Origin of the sequence: Lentibacillus amyloliquefaciens (assembly GCF_001307805.1) — a bacterium.
Taxonomy (GTDB): domain Bacteria; phylum Bacillota; class Bacilli; order Bacillales; family Amphibacillaceae; genus Lentibacillus; species Lentibacillus amyloliquefaciens.
Genome location: NZ_CP013862.1, coordinates 3,129,494 through 3,146,824 on the forward strand (window position 1 = coordinate 3,129,494; position 17,331 = coordinate 3,146,824).

Below are 17,331 nucleotides of genomic sequence, written 5' to 3' on the forward strand. Positions count from 1 at the left end.
GCTTTCGGTCTCTGACTTCTAACCTCCGACCTCTGTAAAGGAAGGGTGGTGAAACGCTTGGCATCACTTAGAGATATTCAAAAACGGATTGATTCGACTTCCAAAACAAAACAGATTACCAAAGCAATGGAAATGGTCTCGGCTTCCAAAATGAGCAAAGCGGAAGAAAATGCTAAACAGTTCGTTCCCTATAGTGAAAAAATCCAGGAAGTTGTTGCCAGCATTGCAGGCAGTAGTATGGATGCTGCTCACCCGATGCTCGAAAAGCGCGATGTCAAGAAGACCGGCTATTTCGTCATCACGTCTGACCGCGGACTGGCAGGTGCTTATAACAGCAGTGTGCTTAAAAAACTGAATGAAACAATTCAGAAGAACCACCAGTCAACGGATGAATATACAATTATCGTCGTCGGTCGTGTCGGTTACGAATTCTTCAGGAAGCGTGACATGCCGGTTGCTAAGAGTATTTTGGGTATGGCGGATCAGCCGGACTTTAATGATATCAAAGAGCTTGCATCTGAAACGGTTCAGATGTTTATTGATGAAGAAATTGATGAATTGACGATTTATTATAACCATTATAAAAGCGCCATCTCCCAGATCCCAACGGCAAAACAACTATTGCCGCTGACCGATATGGAAGAGAAGGCAAGCACCAGCACGAGCCAATATGAGTACGAGCCGGATCAGGAGCAAATTCTAAAAAGTCTCTTGCCGCAATATGCTGAAAGCTTGATTTATGGTGCTTTGCTGGATGGCAAAGCAAGTGAACATGCAGCACGGATGACAGCAATGCGCAGTGCAACTGATAATGCTAACGATCTGATTGATGATTTGACATTGAAATACAATCGTGCCCGCCAAGCAGCTATCACACAGGAAATCACAGAAATCATTGGCGGTGTCGCAGCACTTGAATAGCTTCTGGAGTGTGTGTTCAAAAGAAGGATAACAGATTTTGAACAGCCTCCAGGAATGTTCGATAGTAGGATAGGAGGGAAACAATTGAGCAAAGGACACATTACACAAGTCATGGGACCTGTTGTCGACGTTAAATTTGACAAAGGCCAGCTCCCTGATATCAATAATGCATTAGTTGTCCGCCCCGGTGAAGATGATTATGATGTTGATCTGACACTTGAAGTCGCGCTTCATCTTGGGGATAATGCCGTTCGCACAATTGCGATGGCCTCTACAGACGGGCTTAAACGTAATATGGCAATTGAAGATACAGGCGCATCAATCTCAGTGCCGGTGGGTCAAGCTACTCTTGGCCGTGTTTTCAACGTCCTTGGTGACAACATTGACCTTGATGAACCAGTACCAGAAGATATTCGGCGGGACCCAATCCACCGTCAGCCGCCTGAATTTGAAGACTTGACAACAGATACAGAAATTCTTGAAACAGGCATCAAAGTCGTTGACCTGCTGGCTCCATATACCAAAGGTGGTAAGATCGGCCTCTTCGGTGGTGCCGGAGTCGGTAAAACTGTATTGATTCAGGAACTGATCAACAACGTTGCGCAGGAACACGGCGGTATCTCTGTTTTCGCCGGTGTTGGCGAGCGGACACGTGAAGGTAATGATCTTTACTATGAAATGAAGGATTCAGGCGTTATTACCAAAACAGCGATGGTATTCGGTCAGATGAACGAGCCGCCGGGAGCACGTATGCGTGTAGCCCTGACTGGTTTGACAATGGCAGAATACTTCCGTGATGAAGAAGGTCAAGACGTACTGTTATTCATCGATAATATTTTCCGTTTCACACAAGCTGGTATGGAAGTATCAGCATTGCTTGGCCGGATGCCATCAGCCGTTGGTTATCAGCCGACACTCGCAACTGAAATGGGACAGCTGCAGGAGCGAATCACCACAACGGATAAAGGATCTGTTACATCGATCCAGGCCATTTACGTGCCTGCCGATGACTATACAGACCCGGCTCCTGCAACAACGTTTGCGCACTTGGACGCAACAACCAACCTTGACCGCGGATTATCCGAGCAAGGTATATACCCGGCAGTGGATCCGCTGGCATCAACATCCCGTGCCCTTGACCCTGAAGTAGTCGGTGAAGACCACTACGACGTGGCACGTGAAGTGCAGCAGACACTTCAAAAATATAAAGAACTGCAGGACATTATCGCCATTCTTGGTATGGATGAATTGTCAGATGAGGATAAATTAACGGTATCACGTGCACGACGTATCCAATTCTTCTTGTCACAAAACTTCCACGTGGCTGAACAATTTACCGGACAGCCAGGCTCTTATGTGCCAGTAAGCGAAACGGTTAAAGGCTTCAGAGAAATTCTCGACGGCAAGCATGATGATTTACCTGAAGATGCCTTCCGTTTGGTCGGTCGTATTGAAGAAGTCGTGGAAAAAGGAAAAGATATGGAATAATAATAAAGACGCGTAATGCTGGATGATTACACAGCAATCAGAACACTCCGATCGCTGTTAAAGATTTCATCCGGTTTATTACCTGTCTTTAAGGAGGGGTTACATTGAGCACACTGACTGTGAGTGTTGTTACTCCTGATGGGCCGGTACTTGAAGAAGGTTTTGAAATGATCAGCTGTAAGGCTGCCAATGGAGAACTCGGTGTTTTACCAGGGCATATCCCAATGGTTGCGCCATTAACAATCAGCTCAGTACGGCTGAAGCACGAAAATGATACCAGACTTCTGGCTGTCAGCGGCGGATTTCTTGAGGTGCGTCCGGATAAAGCGACAATACTGGCCCAGACAGCAGAAGATCCTGCTTCAATCGATATCAAACGGGCTGAAGAAGCAAAACAGCGTGCCGAACAGCGTCTCCAGGCCAACCAGGATGACATAGACTTCCGACGGGCGGAACTAGCACTCAAAAGAGCAATGAATCGGCTGGATATAGCACGTTAGTAAAACTGCATTCAGCGGGAGGAAAGGTTTCTTCCACTGAATAATGGGAACAAGGACTAAGGACGCCACCTCATGAGGCAATGCTTCCTGAGACTTGCATCGTGCAATCCCGATCCGAACCTGAGTATTTAAGGTCAGCTGACCGCCAGTTTTCGGCGGTTTACTGGCTATTACATACGTGTTAAAAAATCTCTTGTAACAGAATGATGTTATAAGAGATTTTTTGTTTTAACTGTTTTCTAAAAGATTGATGTTGTTGACACAAAATCCATAAACTACGAAGTAACTTTAGGTGTAAGTTGTGCGTCGTCTACCGCTCCGGAAATACACTTCGCGCACCTTAGGGCTCGCGCTGAGCCTCCTCGCTCGCAAAGAACGATCGCTGTGGGGTCTCAACGTCTTCACTTTCCCGCTGGAGTCTTCGTGTATTTCCGGAGCGGTCTCATTGAATCAAACATTTATTATAATACTTCGCAGTTTACATGAACTACGAGCAACAAAATTTACGAAAAGATCCTTTGGTTTATGGCAACAGAGTGCTGATTTGCCATGAGATCCATAAAGTGCGACGTTTTAGCTTTCAGCGTAATGAGCGTCACAAGCCACAGCAACTTCTGCAGAATAAAATGAACCGGGCTGTTCATAAAAACCACATAGTTTCCTGTCGATATTTCCCGGGAAATAATAATACGTGTCGATATAACTGACAGCGCTATCAAAGGCTGTTCAATTTGACAAATGCCCTGTAGCATGGCAAAGTATCAGTTGAATTAAGAGAATTTTATCTTAAACAAAGGTGTGGAAGTATGTTTTCATCAATCGGTTTAACTGCCATCATTAGTATGGTATCGCACTTGATATTTATTTATATTACGTGGCGAGTCATCACGACTGTCAATATCGATCCGCTTATTAGAAAAGGACGTGAGACAGAAGCAAGAATTCTAATTATTTTCATCACAATATTAATCGGTACCGGTGTCAGTCGCTTTTTCCTTGACTTCATTCAATGGTCACAGGATCTGATGTACCTTTTCTAGGGGTCCTAAAACCGCTTTGGAACCAACAGATGAGACTTGTTATGAGTTAGCGGGTAATGAATGATAGCAGTCTTTTTTAATAACATCGTATAGGACAATCCCCGTTTGTTTATACTATGAATATAGTAAACAAGGGGGATTTTTTATGAGAATAATAGCATTCATATCAAGCATTTTTTTATTGATGAGCATGAACACCGCTGCTTTCGCACAACAATCAGAGGAACTGACTGACCTCGCCTCAGTTGTAACCGACAGCAGTCTGAACGTGGATAGTTGGCAAGTGACAATAAAAGAAAGTATACACGAAGATGAAATTGACCATATTCTAGAAAATTTGCAAAGAAAAAATAGTTACAAGGTCTCTAGTGCTGAGGATGAAAAAACAGTAAAATATAATTTTGAGCGCGTACAAAAAGACACTGGAGTATCCGAATCCTTTAATGTCGTCATTCCAAAGAATCCCGTACATAAAGCAGAGCTCATTGCAGTGCTTCAAGGGAAAAATTGGGATGATTCGACATCTGATGTCTATTTGAATCGAATAAATGCCATACAATCGAATTATTTCACAAAAAAGTCGACAAAATTTGCTTGTTTAATGACAGAGGTTAGTGGTAAAATGAAAGATGGTTATATTTTTGATAAACTGAAGCAAAAATTAAATTTGTCGGTAACAAAAACGCAAACAGACAATAATGAAGATTCGAGTGTTAAAAAAATTGTGTACGGGTATACACCATTATGGGAGCAAGAAATTTCGACGGAAGAACCAATGAATTTACAAATGGTGGTTCATGACTCAGCACAAGACAGCACGCGTTTGACGATAGGCACACCTATCCTGATTAATGAATACTAATATAGTGAAATTGGATAATAAGGGGAATAGAATATGGATAAAATCATCGTGAGAGGCGGGAACCGGTTGGAGGGCTCCGTCAGAGTAGAAGGAGCTAAAAATGCGGTATTGCCGGTCATCACTGCGAGTATGCTGGCAAGCGAAGGGATAAGCACAATTACCGATGTTCCCGTGCTGGCTGATGTGTATACAATCAATGAAGTATTGCGAAATATGAATGCAGATGTAAATTTTGCTGATAATACAGTTACTGTTGATGCACAACAAGAATTAACGACAGAGGCTCCATTTGAACATGTCCAAAAAATGCGTGCGTCAGTGTTGGTTCTCGGCCCCCTATTGGCTCGGTACGGACACGCTAAAGTGGCTATGCCCGGCGGGTGCGCCATCGGGTCCAGACCAATTGATTTGCACTTAAAAGGCTTTGAAGCTATGGGGGCACACGTACATGTAGGCAATGGGTATGTCGAAGTGAATGCTCCCGGGCGGTTGCACGGTGCAAAAGTTTACCTGGATATGCCAAGTGTCGGTGCCACTGAAAATATTATGATGGCTGCCTCACTTGCTGATGGCAAAACGATTATCGAGAATGCTGCGAAAGAACCTGAAATTGTTGATTTGGCAAACTTCCTGAATAAGATGGGCGCCAAAGTGGTCGGTGCCGGAACGGAAACGATTCGGATTGAAGGCGCTGAAAAAATGTACGGCGTGCACCACGGTATTATCCCGGATCGCGTTGAAGCCGGTACCTTTATCGTTGCCGGTGCCATAACAGGCGGTAATGTGCTCGTTGAAAATGCAGAAAGTGAGCATTTGCGATCCGTTATTTCCAAGCTTGAAGAAATGGGTGTTACCATTCTTGAAGAAGAAAATGGGATTCGTGTCATCGGTCCGGATAAATTGCTCGCAACAGATATTAAGACATTGCCACACCCCGGATTTCCGACTGATATGCAATCACAAATGATGGCGCTCATGCTGAATGCTTATGGCACAAGCGTTATTACCGAAACTGTATTTGAAAATCGCTTTATGCATGCCGAAGAATTCCGGCGCATGAACGCGCAAATGAAAATTGAAGGCCGCAGCGTTATTATAGAAGGACCGGCTGACCTTCAGGGAGCTGAAGTGACTGCAACTGATTTGCGGGCAGCTGCTGCGCTGGTTTTGGCAGGTCTGACAGCTGACGGATATACGCGTGTGACTGAATTAAAACACCTTGATCGCGGCTATGTCAACTTTGCAGAAAAGCTGGCGGGACTGGGCGCGGATATTGAGCGGGTGGATGAAAACGGAAATACAGTTAACCCATTTATGCAAACTGAAATGCCTGCTGAAGAAATCGTAATTGAAGCCGAAAGCTAAATGATTCAAATGAACTGATAATGGATATCCGCAAAAACAGATGGTGTGCGCCATCTGTTTTTTTCTAATGTCGTTAAACTCCACTTTACTTAAAAATAGTGTATCGGCCCTAAATTATTAAGTAAACACTGCAACCGGGCCTTTTTACCCGGGCCTTTATTCACTATCAAACAAATTTCATATTGTATTATAATGAGAATATGTTAAAATTTAAGAAAATTTAAAAATGATTGTGAGAATAGTGACGCTTTAACGAGTGTTTTTTAAATCTATTAACTGAAATCGCTTACAACGTATGCGGATGACATAGGGGTGTAGCCGAATGCTGCGTTATATTTTAAAACGGTTCGCTATTATGGCTGTGACACTTTGGATTATTGTGACACTGACATTTGTTCTGATGGTGACGCTGCCGGGGTCGCCGCTTAATGAGGAACGGACGACCAATGAGGCGGTTCAGGCCAACCTGGAAGCGCATTATAATTTGGATGAACCTTATTACATACAATATTTACTTTACATAAAATCAATTGTCACATTGGATTTTGGCCCATCGATTAAACAGCCGACAGAAACGGTGAACGATTTGCTCGGACGAGGGTTTCCGATTTCCTTTGAACTCGGCATTGTCACAATCGTGGTTGCAGTTATTTCCGGGGTTATACTCGGTATTTTTGCAGCCCTCAAGCATAACGGAATCATTGATTATTTGGCGATGACGATTGCTGTTTTGGGAATATCGATCCCCAACTTTGTTCTTGCAACGATGCTGATTCAAGTTCTGGCAGTCAATTGGGGGATTCTTCCCACTGCAACATGGTCGAGCCCGATGCATATGATCATGCCGACCATTGCGCTGGCGACGGGACCAATGGCAATCATTGCCCGTCTCACACGTTCGACGATGCTCGAAGTTTTGACACAGGATTATATCAAAATGGCACGCGCTAAAGGGCTGAAGCCATGGAAAGTCATCATTAAGCATGCACTGAGAAATGCGCTTATGCCGGTGGTGACGATCATGGGTACACTCCTGGCAGGCATTTTAACGGGTACTTTCGTTATTGAACAGATATTTGGGATCCCGGGCATGGGCAAATATTTTGTCGAAAGTATCAATCAGCGGGATTATCCGGTAATTATGGGGACGACCGTTTTTTACAGTGCTTTTCTGATACTGATGCTGTTTTTAGTCGATGTTGCCTATGGCCTGCTTGATCCGAGAATTAAACTGCATAACAAGGAAGGAGAATAATATGTCTTCAGCTGACGAAACAAAACACGTTCATTCTCCTGCCGATATACCGGATGATTGGTTTAAATGGAGAGATAAGGATTTAAAAGCAGCTGAAACCGTCTCCCGTCCATCACTTTCATACTGGAAAGATGCATGGAATCGTCTCAAGAAAAATAAACTGGCTATGGCAGGGCTCGCCTTTTTGATTATATTGGGAATTCTTGCGTTCATTGGCCCGTTGATTTCACCATACACGGTGATAGATCAAAACCGCCCGAACCAGTTCCTGCCGCCCTCAATAGATCATTGGTTCGGCACCGACTCACTTGGACGTGATGTCTTCACCCGAACATGGTATGGTGCGAGAATTTCACTATTTATCGGGTTAATGGCAGCTTTGATTGACTTTTTTATCGGTGTCATTTACGGCGGTATTTCCGGGTATAAAGGCGGCCTTACAGATAGCATCATGATGCGGATTATCGAGGTACTGTACGGTCTGCCTTACCTGTTGGTTGTCATTTTGTTATTGGTGGTCATGGGACCGAGTCTGATGACAATTATCATCGCGCTGAGTGTCACCGGATGGGTCGGGATGGCCAGGATTGTCAGGGGGCAGGTTCTGCAAATTAAAAATTTTGAATTTGTGATGGCATCGAAATCATTTGGAACCAGGACGCCGAGAATTATCCGGAAAAATTTAATCCCGAACACGATGGGACCGATTATCGTTCAAATGACACTGACAGTTCCGAATGCGATTTTTGCCGAGGCGTTCCTGAGTTTCCTGGGACTGGGCATCCAGTCACCATTTGCGAGCTGGGGAGTGATGGCAAATGATGCTCTGGGCGCCATTCTTTCAGGAAACTGGTGGACACTGTTTTTCCCGGCTTTCTTTATTTCATTTACGATGTTTGCATTTAACGTACTGGGTGACGGGCTTCAGGATGCACTTGATCCGAAGCTGAGAGAGTAGGTGAACAGATGGAAAAAATATTGGATGTAAACGACCTGCACGTAACCTTTACAACATATGGCGGAACAGTCAAAGCAGTACGGGGTGTCAGTTTCGATTTACATAAAGGTGAAACACTGGCAATTGTCGGAGAGTCCGGCTGCGGGAAAAGTGTCACCTCAAATGCGATTATGCAGCTGATTCCCGATCCGCCCGGAAAAATTTCAAACGGGACGATCACATTTAAAGGAAAAGAACTGACAACAATTCCTGAAAAAGAAATGCGATCAATCCGCGGTGTTGATATATCGATGATCTTCCAGGATCCAATGACTGCACTGAATCCGACATTAACAATCGGCACACAGCTGACGGAAGGTTTGATGGAGCACCGGAAGATGTCAAGTGCCGAGGCCAAGGAGAAAGCCCTTGAAATGATGGAGCTCGTCGGTATCCCGAACCCTCAGGAGCGTCTCAAGCAGTATCCGCATCAGTTCAGCGGCGGTATGCGGCAGCGTATTGTGATTGCCATTGCTTTGATCTGTGAACCGGAGCTGCTGATTGCCGACGAGCCGACGACAGCACTTGATGTCACTATACAGGCACAGATATTGGAACTGTTTGAACAAGTTCAGGAAAAGACCGGTGTATCGATTATTTTAATCACACATGATCTCGGGGTTGTCGCAAAAATAGCTGACCGCATCGTTGTTATGTACGCCGGCAAAATTATCGAAGAAGGCACACGGAAGGAAGTATTTTACGAGGGGCAGCATCCGTATACAAGGGGGTTGTTAAAATCAGTTCCGAGACTTGATATTAAAGGGGAGAAACTGATTCCTATTGATGGCACACCGCCTGATTTATTCTCACCTCCACAAGGGTGCCCGTTCACAGCGCGGTGTCCAATGGCTATGGAGGTGTGTGATAAAGTTTACCCGCTTCAGACGGAACTCAGTGAGACACACAAAGTGGATTGCTGGCTCCAGGATGAACGGGCTAAACAGCTTTTGGCTCAAGCAGCCGACAAAAACTGATAAGGGGGAGGACAAAACATGAAGAAAAAAGGCTTGTTGCTGATCATGTTTGCAGCTTTCATTCTAGTGCTGGCGGCGTGTACGACGTCAACCGGCAATGAAGGCAGCGACGGGGAAAATTCAGGTTCAGACTCAGAAGCGGAGGCAACAGAGGAAAATGGCAGCGGCGGTGAGAAAGTTCTGCGCATGAATAATGGCGAAGAACCGACATCATTGAACCCGCCGATTGGCTTTGACTCTGTTTCATGGAATGTGCTGAACAACCTGATGGAAGGGCTGACGCGGCTGGGTAAAGACGACACGCCACAGCCCGCAATAGCCGAGGATTGGGAAGTTTCCGAGGACGGAAAGACATACACTTTCCATTTGCGCGATGACGCCAACTGGTCAAATGGGGACCCGGTAACAGCTGAACATTTTGTTTATGCATGGAAACAGTTGCTGAATCCGGAAACAGGCTCGTCTGCAGCTTTTCTCGGTTATTTCATTGAAGGCGGGGAAGCGTACAACTCAGGTGATGGCTCAGCGGAAGATGTTGCAGTTAAAGCCGTTGATGAAAAGACATTTGAAGTGACATTGAGTGCACCGACAGGTTACTTTTTGCATGTGGTGACAAACCCGGCATTTTTCCCGGTCAATAAAGAAGTCGCCGAAGACAACCCGGAATGGCATTCAGAGGCGGATTCATTCGTTTCCAACGGGCCATTTAAGCTGGAATCATGGCAGCACGATCAGGAAATGGTGTTTGCCAAGAATGAAGAATATTGGGATAAAGACACCGTTAACCTTGATAAAGTTCACTGGGCAATGGTTAGTGAGGTCAATACCGAATACCAGATGTTTGAAAGTGATGAATTGGATGTGACCGAAATTCCGTCCAGTATGGCTGATCAGCTGATTGATGGGGATAATGTTGTCATTGAAGAACAGGCAGGACTTTACTTCTACCGATTTAATGTGACACAAGAGCCATTTCAGAACCAAAAAATTCGTAAAGCATTCGCTCTGGCCATCAACCAGGAAGATATTGTTAACTATGTGACCAAAAACAAAGAAGAAGCTGCCAAAGCATTTGTGTCACCAGGCTTCACAGCACCGTCCGGAGAGGATTTCCGTGATGTGAATGGCGATTTGGTAAATTTCGATCCGGAAGAAGCAAAACAGTTACTGGAAGAAGGCATGGAAGAGGAAGGTTATGATGAACTGCCGCCGGTTACATTGACATACAATACAGATGATCAGCACAAAGCCATTGCGGAAACGATGCAAAATATGTTCAGCGAAAACCTTGGCGTTGACGTAGAATTGGCCAATACGGAATGGAACGTCTTCCTGGAAGATCAGAAGTCACTGAATATGCAATTTTCCAGAAGTTCGTTCATTTTTGACTATGGCGATCCGGTCAACTTCCTGGAAAGTTTTATCACAGATTCGTCAATGAATCGCACAGGCTGGTCAAATGAAGAATATGATGAGCTGATTTCACAGGCAAAACAGGAAACGGATGAACAAAAACGTTGGGAAACGATGTATGAAGCAGAAAAAATATTGGCCGAAGAAATGCCGATTTTCCCAATCCATTACTATAACCAGGTTTATATTTACAAAGATTATGTGAAAGATATTGTCCGCCACCCGGTCGGCTATCTTGAGCTGAAGTGGGCAGATATCCAACAGTAGAAGGGTTGAGATGGCCGGTCGCGACCCTTTGGGGTGAATTTTAAGGACGAAAAAACCCGCAGCTATAGCACAAACTCGCGGGCACGATCTGAAGTGTGGAAGGAATGGCTCCAGGCAGCCGCTCCTTCTTTCACTTCATACATATTAACGTTTGGTTGCTGTATGAACGAAAAAGATTTTACAAGTTTGATTGGTTCAATAAGCATAAGGAGGGGTGCATCTGATGACTAAACAAACGTTTGATCAATTTTCAGAAGAGCTTTGGGTGACTGCGGTTCAGGTTGCAACGGTATGGACGTCACCGGCATCTCCGCGATCGATTGACGAAGACGGCCTTACTAATCCGACTGACATCGATGGCTGGACCGGCAGTCTCAATTACGAATCAACTGTTGCCCTGTCTGATGAAAATCGTATCCAGACGCAAACCTTATACGCCGAAGCGGTCATCGTTACCGAAACGAAGGATGACTGGGCGCATGTCGTCATCCCAACACAGCCTTCAGTAAAAGACGAGCGCGGGTATCCGGGTTGGATGCCGCTGAATCAGTTGGAAAAAGTAAATAAACAGGACTGGCGGCGCAAAGAATCAGCTGCGGTCACGTCACAGCATGCCTGGCTGGAGGCTGAAGATGGCCAAAACATGATGAAGCTCAGTTATATGACGATCTTGCCGGTTGAAATAGAAGCAGATACTCGTGTTAAGGTAAACACACCGCATGGTTATTATTATTTACAGAAGAATGACGTTACGATTTTCCGGTCTGATCAAGGGTTGCCGAAACAGCCGGGCACTGAATTGTTAAAAGCCGGTGAGTCTTATGTGGGCCTGAATTATTTCTGGGGCGGGATGAGTTCATTCGGCTATGATTGCTCAGGCTTTGCCTATGCGATGCATAAAGCAAATGGCTATCAGATTCCGCGTGATGCCGGCGACCAGGCACAATCCGGCCAAAATATTCCATATAATCGGCTGGAACCCGGCGATTTACTCTTTTTCGCTTATGAAGAAGGAAAAGGCAAATTGCATCATGTCGGGTTTTACTATGGCAGCGGCAAAATGCTCCATTCGCCGCAAACCGGACGCGGCATTGAACTGACTGACCTTAAAGGCACGACATATGAAAAAGAGCTTTGTGCTGCAACCAGATACTGGCAGCAAGCAGAGGAGCGATCATAATGTCAGAGGAAATATTACAGCTTAAATCTCTGACCAAACATTTTAACGTGGGCAAAAAGCAAGTCTTGCAGGCTGTGAATGACGTGACGTTTCATATTAATAAAGGGGAAACATTCGGCCTTGTCGGAGAATCCGGCTGCGGCAAAACAACGGTCGGCCGTACCATTATGGGTCTCTACAACAAGACAGCAGGCGATGTTTTTTATGATGGCCAAAATGTGCATGAACTTGACGATAAAGGCACATTTAATTTTTACCGTCAAATGCAAATGATTTTCCAGGACCCGTATGCATCGCTAAATCCGCGCTCGACGGTCAAAGAAGTCATCGCTGAGCCGATGGAAGTTCATGGCCTCTATCCGAATAAGAAAGAGCAGCTCGACCGGGTTATTCAGCTATTGGAAGAGGTTGGGCTGAATCGTGAGCATGCCGACCGCTATCCGCATGAATTCAGTGGCGGGCAGCGTCAACGGATCGGTATTGCACGGGCGCTGGCGCTTAATCCGGACTTTATCATTGCCGATGAGCCAATTTCCGCTTTGGATGTATCCGTTCAGGCTCAGGTTGTTAATCTATTAAAAAATTTGCAAGCGGAGAAAGACTTGACCTTTCTATTCATAGCCCATGATCTGTCAATGGTGAAACAGATTTCCGACCGGATCGGTGTAATGTATTTAGGGAATCTGGTGGAACTGACCTCAAGTGATGCGCTTTATGAAAATCCGCTCCACCCGTATACACAGGCACTCCTGTCTGCAATTCCGATACCTGACCCGGATATTGAGGATATCCGGGAGCGGATCATTCTGCAAGGCGAACTGCCAAGCCCCATCGATCCACCGAGTGGCTGTGTATTCCGCACGCGCTGCCCGTTTGCGATGGATGTCTGTGCCCGGAGTAGACCTGAGTGGCTGGAGGTGGAAGAAGATCATTACGTCGCCTGCCACTTGTATGACGAAACGTTGAATGAATCAAATCAGCCGGACATAACAATCAATCAGAAGCCTGTGCGGTCATAATGCACAGGCTTCTTTCGAATATGTGTGAACAGAGGTTTGATTTTTCTAATCTTTGGTTCTATTGTTTCCGTGAACTGTATAAATTTAATAATAGGGATGCTAGAGGCTGTACAACACATACAGAAGCAGATGACCTAACCTATCAAAGAGGCAAGGAGGCAGTTCATGAAGAAAAAAGATATCATTGCCAAACTCAGGAAAAAGAACAAAAAGCGTAAAAACCAATCGATCCAGCTGCTGCATAAAAATAGGAGGCCGTTTAACCTGGGCAGAACTTTTTCGTTATGGAAATCATCAACACTTCTGTTCATATCGGGTTTAATCACCGTTATTTTAGTTATTCCGACCCTGATTGTCGTACCATTTATGTCAAATTCTGATGAAGAGGAAACAGCCACTGAAAATAACACGGATGATATTGAAATTTCCATGGGAAGCTCTCCATTTGCCGTTGAAGTCATGCGCGCCAATTCGGAACAAGTGGAAAACGTCCCGCTGGAGACTTATATTTCACGGGTTGTCGCCTCGGAAACGCCGGCTGAATTTGAAATGGAAGCTTTGAAAGCCCAGTCTCTTGCCGCCAGAACATTTATCGTGAACCGCATGCTTCATCAAGATGGCAAAGATAAAGCGGACGTAACGGATACAACAAGTGATCAGGTCTATCACAATGAGCAAGAGCTGCAGCAATCGATGGGCAGCACATATGAAGAAGATATGACTAAAATCCGGAAAGCCGTTGCAGCGACCAAGGGTGAAATTTTAACCTATAAAAATAATCCGATAACAGCGGCCTATTTTTCCACAAGCAATGGCTATACCGAGAATTCAGAGGATTATTGGGAAAATGAAGTCCCTTATTTGCGCAGTGTTGAAAGTCCGTGGGATACAAACACACCAAAATTCAAAGATCAGAAAGTTTTTACCGTAAGTAAGGTTGAAAATTTGCTGGAAACAGACCTTCCTTCCATTGATGCCATCTCTATGGATCTCAGCAGAACAGAAGGAAATCGCGTTGATCAACTGAAGATCGGAGACAAAACGTTTTCAGGCAGGAATATTCGTGAAGCGCTGGGATTGAAGTCCAGTGACTTTTCCATTGAGAAAAAGCGGGATCACCTTATTTTCACCACAAAAGGGTTCGGCCACGGAATCGGTATGAGCCAGTTCGGTGCAAACGGCATGGCGAAAGACGGTAAAACATATAAGGAAATTGTAAAGCATTATTACCAGGACGTTGAAATCAGCACGGTTACCAACACCGCTCCGACGCTTGTGTCCAAATAACGATGCGCTTGTATAAATATGTACTATCTATGAGCCCCGGGATACTGGATATTCCGGGTGTTTTTCTGTTCTGATGGGCAGCAACAGATCCTCCTTATCACCTAATGCAGCCAAATTAAACACTTAACTTTCCCGGAAATTCAGAAAAAATGCACAAAACCTGGAATTTTTTATAAAAAAATGTATAGTTTTTGATTTTTCTGCTCAGAATGGTTGTTGAGGTGATGAGACATGAAAGAAGAAAACAACGGCGCTCCAAAAAATAAGTGGAGTCGCATATTCCGTAAGAAGTGGTTCTTTCCTGCAGTCTATTTGACGATTGCTGCACTTCTCTTGTCATTGGTGGTATGGTATCAGAACCTTGGCAGCCAGATTGATGAAACCCAAGAGGAAAACACAGAAGACTATGCCCCAATTGAAGATGAAGAAGCTCAGCCGGTCATGGAACAGCAGGAAGTCGTTCAAAGTCCCGTCGAAAACATGGATCAAGCAGAAATCGTAACTAAATACTATGATTACGACGCAGACCAGGAAACTCAGGAGAATGCAATTGTCGTCTTCAACGACCGCTACTATCAAAGTACAGGTATTGATATTGCATCTGCTGAAGGCGAATCATTCGATGTGTTGGCATCATTGAGTGGAACAGTTACGGAGGTCAAGGAAGACCCGCTCCTGGGCAATGTGGTGACATTAACACATGAAAACGATGTGACAACCCATTATGCCAGTTTAGGAGATGTGGAGGTTTCTGCTGATGATGAAGTGGCTCAAGGTGATGTCATTGGAACGGCAGGCCAAAATCTATTTGGCAAAGACAATGGAACACATCTGCACTTTGAAATTAGAAATGCTGGTGAAGATGTCAATCCGGAAAGCTATTTCAATCAGCCATTGAGTGCGCTTGAGGAAGCCGAAACTGAAAATGGCGATGCACAAAGCACAGATGGAAGTGAACATGGGAATAGTGAACCTGAATCATCTGAAGAAAGCAGTGAATCTGAGTCCACAGAAGAAGGCAACACTTCTGAGGAGCCGGAATCCGGCCAGAATGAAGACGGCACTTCCGAGGGCTCGGAATCAAGTGAGGATGAAAGTGGCGCTTCCGAGGATTCACAATCAAGTGAGGATGAAGGCAACACTTCAGAGGGTTCAGAATCCAGCGAGAATGAAAGCGGCGCAATGGATGATGAAGAGTCATCAAATAACGATGAACCAACTGATCAACAGTAAATTTTCCCCCTTTCTAAATCATATATGCGTGATTAAGCGCAACAGCCCTAGTGATATCGCTAGGGTTATTTTTTTGTGTATTGAAATGGGTGAAATATATGATACGATGTAGCCAGAAAATATTTAACAGAATTTTTCTTCTATTGAAGGCGGTGCAATGTAAAAGAGAGATAGATTTTTCAGGCTGAATGTTTTCTTGCCTGATTCATGTTAACAACAAGGATCCGGTTTATAATTTGATGAGGAGAGGGGGAACCGACATGAAAAAATTCATGATATTGACAGGTGTCACCGGGATGTTGCTTTTAGCAGTCCTGATATTTGATTCGGTAAATGCAAAAGATGTTTATGCACCGGTTATCCAGGATGATTCGCGAATAGAAGAACAGGAGTGATGCTATAGAAGTTTCCCGTGATACTTGCGTGAAGTATGAATCCCCAGAGATAAATAATAACAATCCATATTTCCTTCCTGGATGTAACTGCCCAAAAAATACTTCTTGTCCCATTCTCCAGAAAAAAAGGTTTTATTCATAATCTCTCCATTACTGTAATAAAATATTACAAACCAAACATTCAGAAAAGTCTGAGGTGAGAGCTTGTGTAGCTTTTCCTCCAGCCATCCTAATTTTTTGATTGATACATACAAATTTCATATGTGAAAGGAGACTTCCTTCATTTAAACAGTGATATAAACACACCCAGAGCTGCACAGAAGTATATGCCAGAAGATAAGTGAACAGCATTAATTGTCTCACCTTGTCTCAAACCACACCTCGGAAATATCCAACTTAGGGAGGCGAATGGTGTGCACGATTACATCAAAGAAAGGACAATCAGGATAGGCAAATATGTCGTGGAGACGAGGCAAACTGTCCGATTGATTGCAAAGGAATTTGGTGTCTCCAAAAGCACAGTTCACAAAGATCTGACAGAACGCTTGCCTGAAGTAAGCCCCGAACTCTTCAACCAGGTTAAAGATGTACTCACTTACCACAAGTCAATCCGCCATCTCAGGGGAGGGGAAGCAACCCGAAACAAATACAAAGATGAAAAAAATCCAGAAGATTCCACCTTTAAACCAGTAGGATAGGAGAACGCACTCTCCGCGACTGACGAGCACTAAAGGAGGTGGTTCCGCCACACTGACACAACTCTTACTCCAGGAGGTGTATGTACGAAAAAATCAGCCCACTTCATATTGAGGTGAAGCATTGCACAATGCAGTCCCGCTAAACAAAGGTGGGGCACCGCACGAATCAAGCCCATTTCAAAGGGAGGTATATCTCATATAAAAACCCGGCCACAAGTGCCGGGTTTTTTGCGGGGGTGCTATAAATCAGCCCATACCGCACTGAATAGGGGCGGGCGAGCGCGGAACATGAGCGCGAGCACACGAACATGGGCCGGAGAACGAAAACATGGGCCGGAACACACAAAACATGAGCGCGAGAACGATAACATGAGCTTGAAATCACAAACCTCTTCAAGAACGCATAAACATAGCGCCGGTTGTCATCTTCGGCA

16 protein-coding genes are annotated in these 17,331 nt (G+C 44.7%); all 16 read left to right on the top strand.

Annotated elements, in window-relative coordinates:
• The first annotated feature begins 57 nt into the window (after positions 1 to 57).
• Positions 58 to 921: an ATP synthase F1 subunit gamma gene (gene atpG, locus AOX59_RS15740; RefSeq protein WP_068446845.1), complete on the top strand. Its 864-nt coding sequence runs from the start codon at positions 58 to 60 to the stop codon at positions 919 to 921.
• 84 nt (positions 922 to 1,005) lie between these two features.
• A complete protein-coding gene (atpD, locus tag AOX59_RS15745) occupies positions 1,006 to 2,409 on the top strand; it encodes a F0F1 ATP synthase subunit beta (RefSeq protein WP_068446846.1) in 1,404 nt (467 codons plus the stop codon).
• 104 nt (positions 2,410 to 2,513) lie between these two features.
• A complete protein-coding gene (locus AOX59_RS15750; protein WP_068446847.1) occupies positions 2,514 to 2,909 on the top strand; it encodes a F0F1 ATP synthase subunit epsilon in 396 nt (131 codons plus the stop codon).
• 806 nt (positions 2,910 to 3,715) lie between these two features.
• Positions 3,716 to 3,949 (top strand): DUF1146 family protein, encoded by a 234-nt coding sequence (locus AOX59_RS15760; RefSeq protein ID WP_068446849.1) that lies wholly within the window; start codon positions 3,716 to 3,718, stop codon positions 3,947 to 3,949.
• 145 nt (positions 3,950 to 4,094) lie between these two features.
• A complete protein-coding gene (locus tag AOX59_RS15765; protein ID WP_068446850.1) occupies positions 4,095 to 4,811 on the top strand; it encodes a YwmB family TATA-box binding protein in 717 nt (238 codons plus the stop codon).
• 33 nt (positions 4,812 to 4,844) lie between these two features.
• Positions 4,845 to 6,176, top strand: a complete 1,332-nt coding sequence (gene murA / locus AOX59_RS15770; protein ID WP_068446851.1) for a UDP-N-acetylglucosamine 1-carboxyvinyltransferase — start codon at positions 4,845 to 4,847, stop codon at positions 6,174 to 6,176.
• 322 nt (positions 6,177 to 6,498) lie between these two features.
• Positions 6,499 to 7,431 (top strand): ABC transporter permease, encoded by a 933-nt coding sequence (locus tag AOX59_RS15775; RefSeq protein WP_068446852.1) that lies wholly within the window; start codon positions 6,499 to 6,501, stop codon positions 7,429 to 7,431.
• Between the two features lies 1 nt (position 7,432).
• Positions 7,433 to 8,389, top strand: a complete 957-nt coding sequence (locus AOX59_RS15780) for an ABC transporter permease (protein ID WP_068446853.1) — start codon at positions 7,433 to 7,435, stop codon at positions 8,387 to 8,389.
• An 8-nt stretch (positions 8,390 to 8,397) separates the two neighbouring features.
• Complete coding sequence (locus tag AOX59_RS15785; protein WP_068446855.1) at positions 8,398 to 9,405, top strand: ABC transporter ATP-binding protein; 1,008 nt, start codon at positions 8,398 to 8,400, stop codon at positions 9,403 to 9,405.
• A gap of 18 nt (positions 9,406 to 9,423) precedes the next feature.
• Complete coding sequence (locus AOX59_RS15790; RefSeq protein WP_068446857.1) at positions 9,424 to 11,085, top strand: peptide ABC transporter substrate-binding protein; 1,662 nt, start codon at positions 9,424 to 9,426, stop codon at positions 11,083 to 11,085.
• Positions 11,086 to 11,308: 223 nt separating this feature from the next.
• Entirely contained in the window at positions 11,309 to 12,265 is a 957-nt protein-coding gene (locus tag AOX59_RS15795; RefSeq protein ID WP_068446859.1) for a C40 family peptidase, read from the top strand.
• Positions 12,265 to 13,284, top strand: coding sequence for an ABC transporter ATP-binding protein (locus tag AOX59_RS15800; protein WP_068446861.1), 1,020 nt, complete (start codon positions 12,265 to 12,267; stop codon positions 13,282 to 13,284). The genes AOX59_RS15795 and AOX59_RS15800 overlap by 1 nt, the downstream gene beginning before the upstream one ends.
• A gap of 165 nt (positions 13,285 to 13,449) precedes the next feature.
• Entirely contained in the window at positions 13,450 to 14,571 is a 1,122-nt protein-coding gene (gene spoIID, locus AOX59_RS15805) for a stage II sporulation protein D (RefSeq protein WP_082684230.1), read from the top strand.
• A gap of 231 nt (positions 14,572 to 14,802) precedes the next feature.
• Positions 14,803 to 15,804, top strand: coding sequence for a stage II sporulation protein SpoIIQ (locus tag AOX59_RS15810; protein WP_068446862.1), 1,002 nt, complete (start codon positions 14,803 to 14,805; stop codon positions 15,802 to 15,804).
• 260 nt (positions 15,805 to 16,064) lie between these two features.
• The gene (locus AOX59_RS20515; RefSeq protein WP_257720693.1) at positions 16,065 to 16,199 is read left to right on the top strand and encodes a hypothetical protein; all 135 of its coding nucleotides are present in this window, start codon (positions 16,065 to 16,067) and stop codon (positions 16,197 to 16,199) included.
• A 413-nt stretch (positions 16,200 to 16,612) separates the two neighbouring features.
• On the top strand, positions 16,613 to 16,897 hold the full coding sequence (gene spoIIID, locus AOX59_RS15820) for a sporulation transcriptional regulator SpoIIID (RefSeq protein ID WP_068446867.1): 285 nt from the start codon (positions 16,613 to 16,615) through the stop codon (positions 16,895 to 16,897).
• Positions 16,898 to 17,331 lie beyond the last annotated feature (434 nt).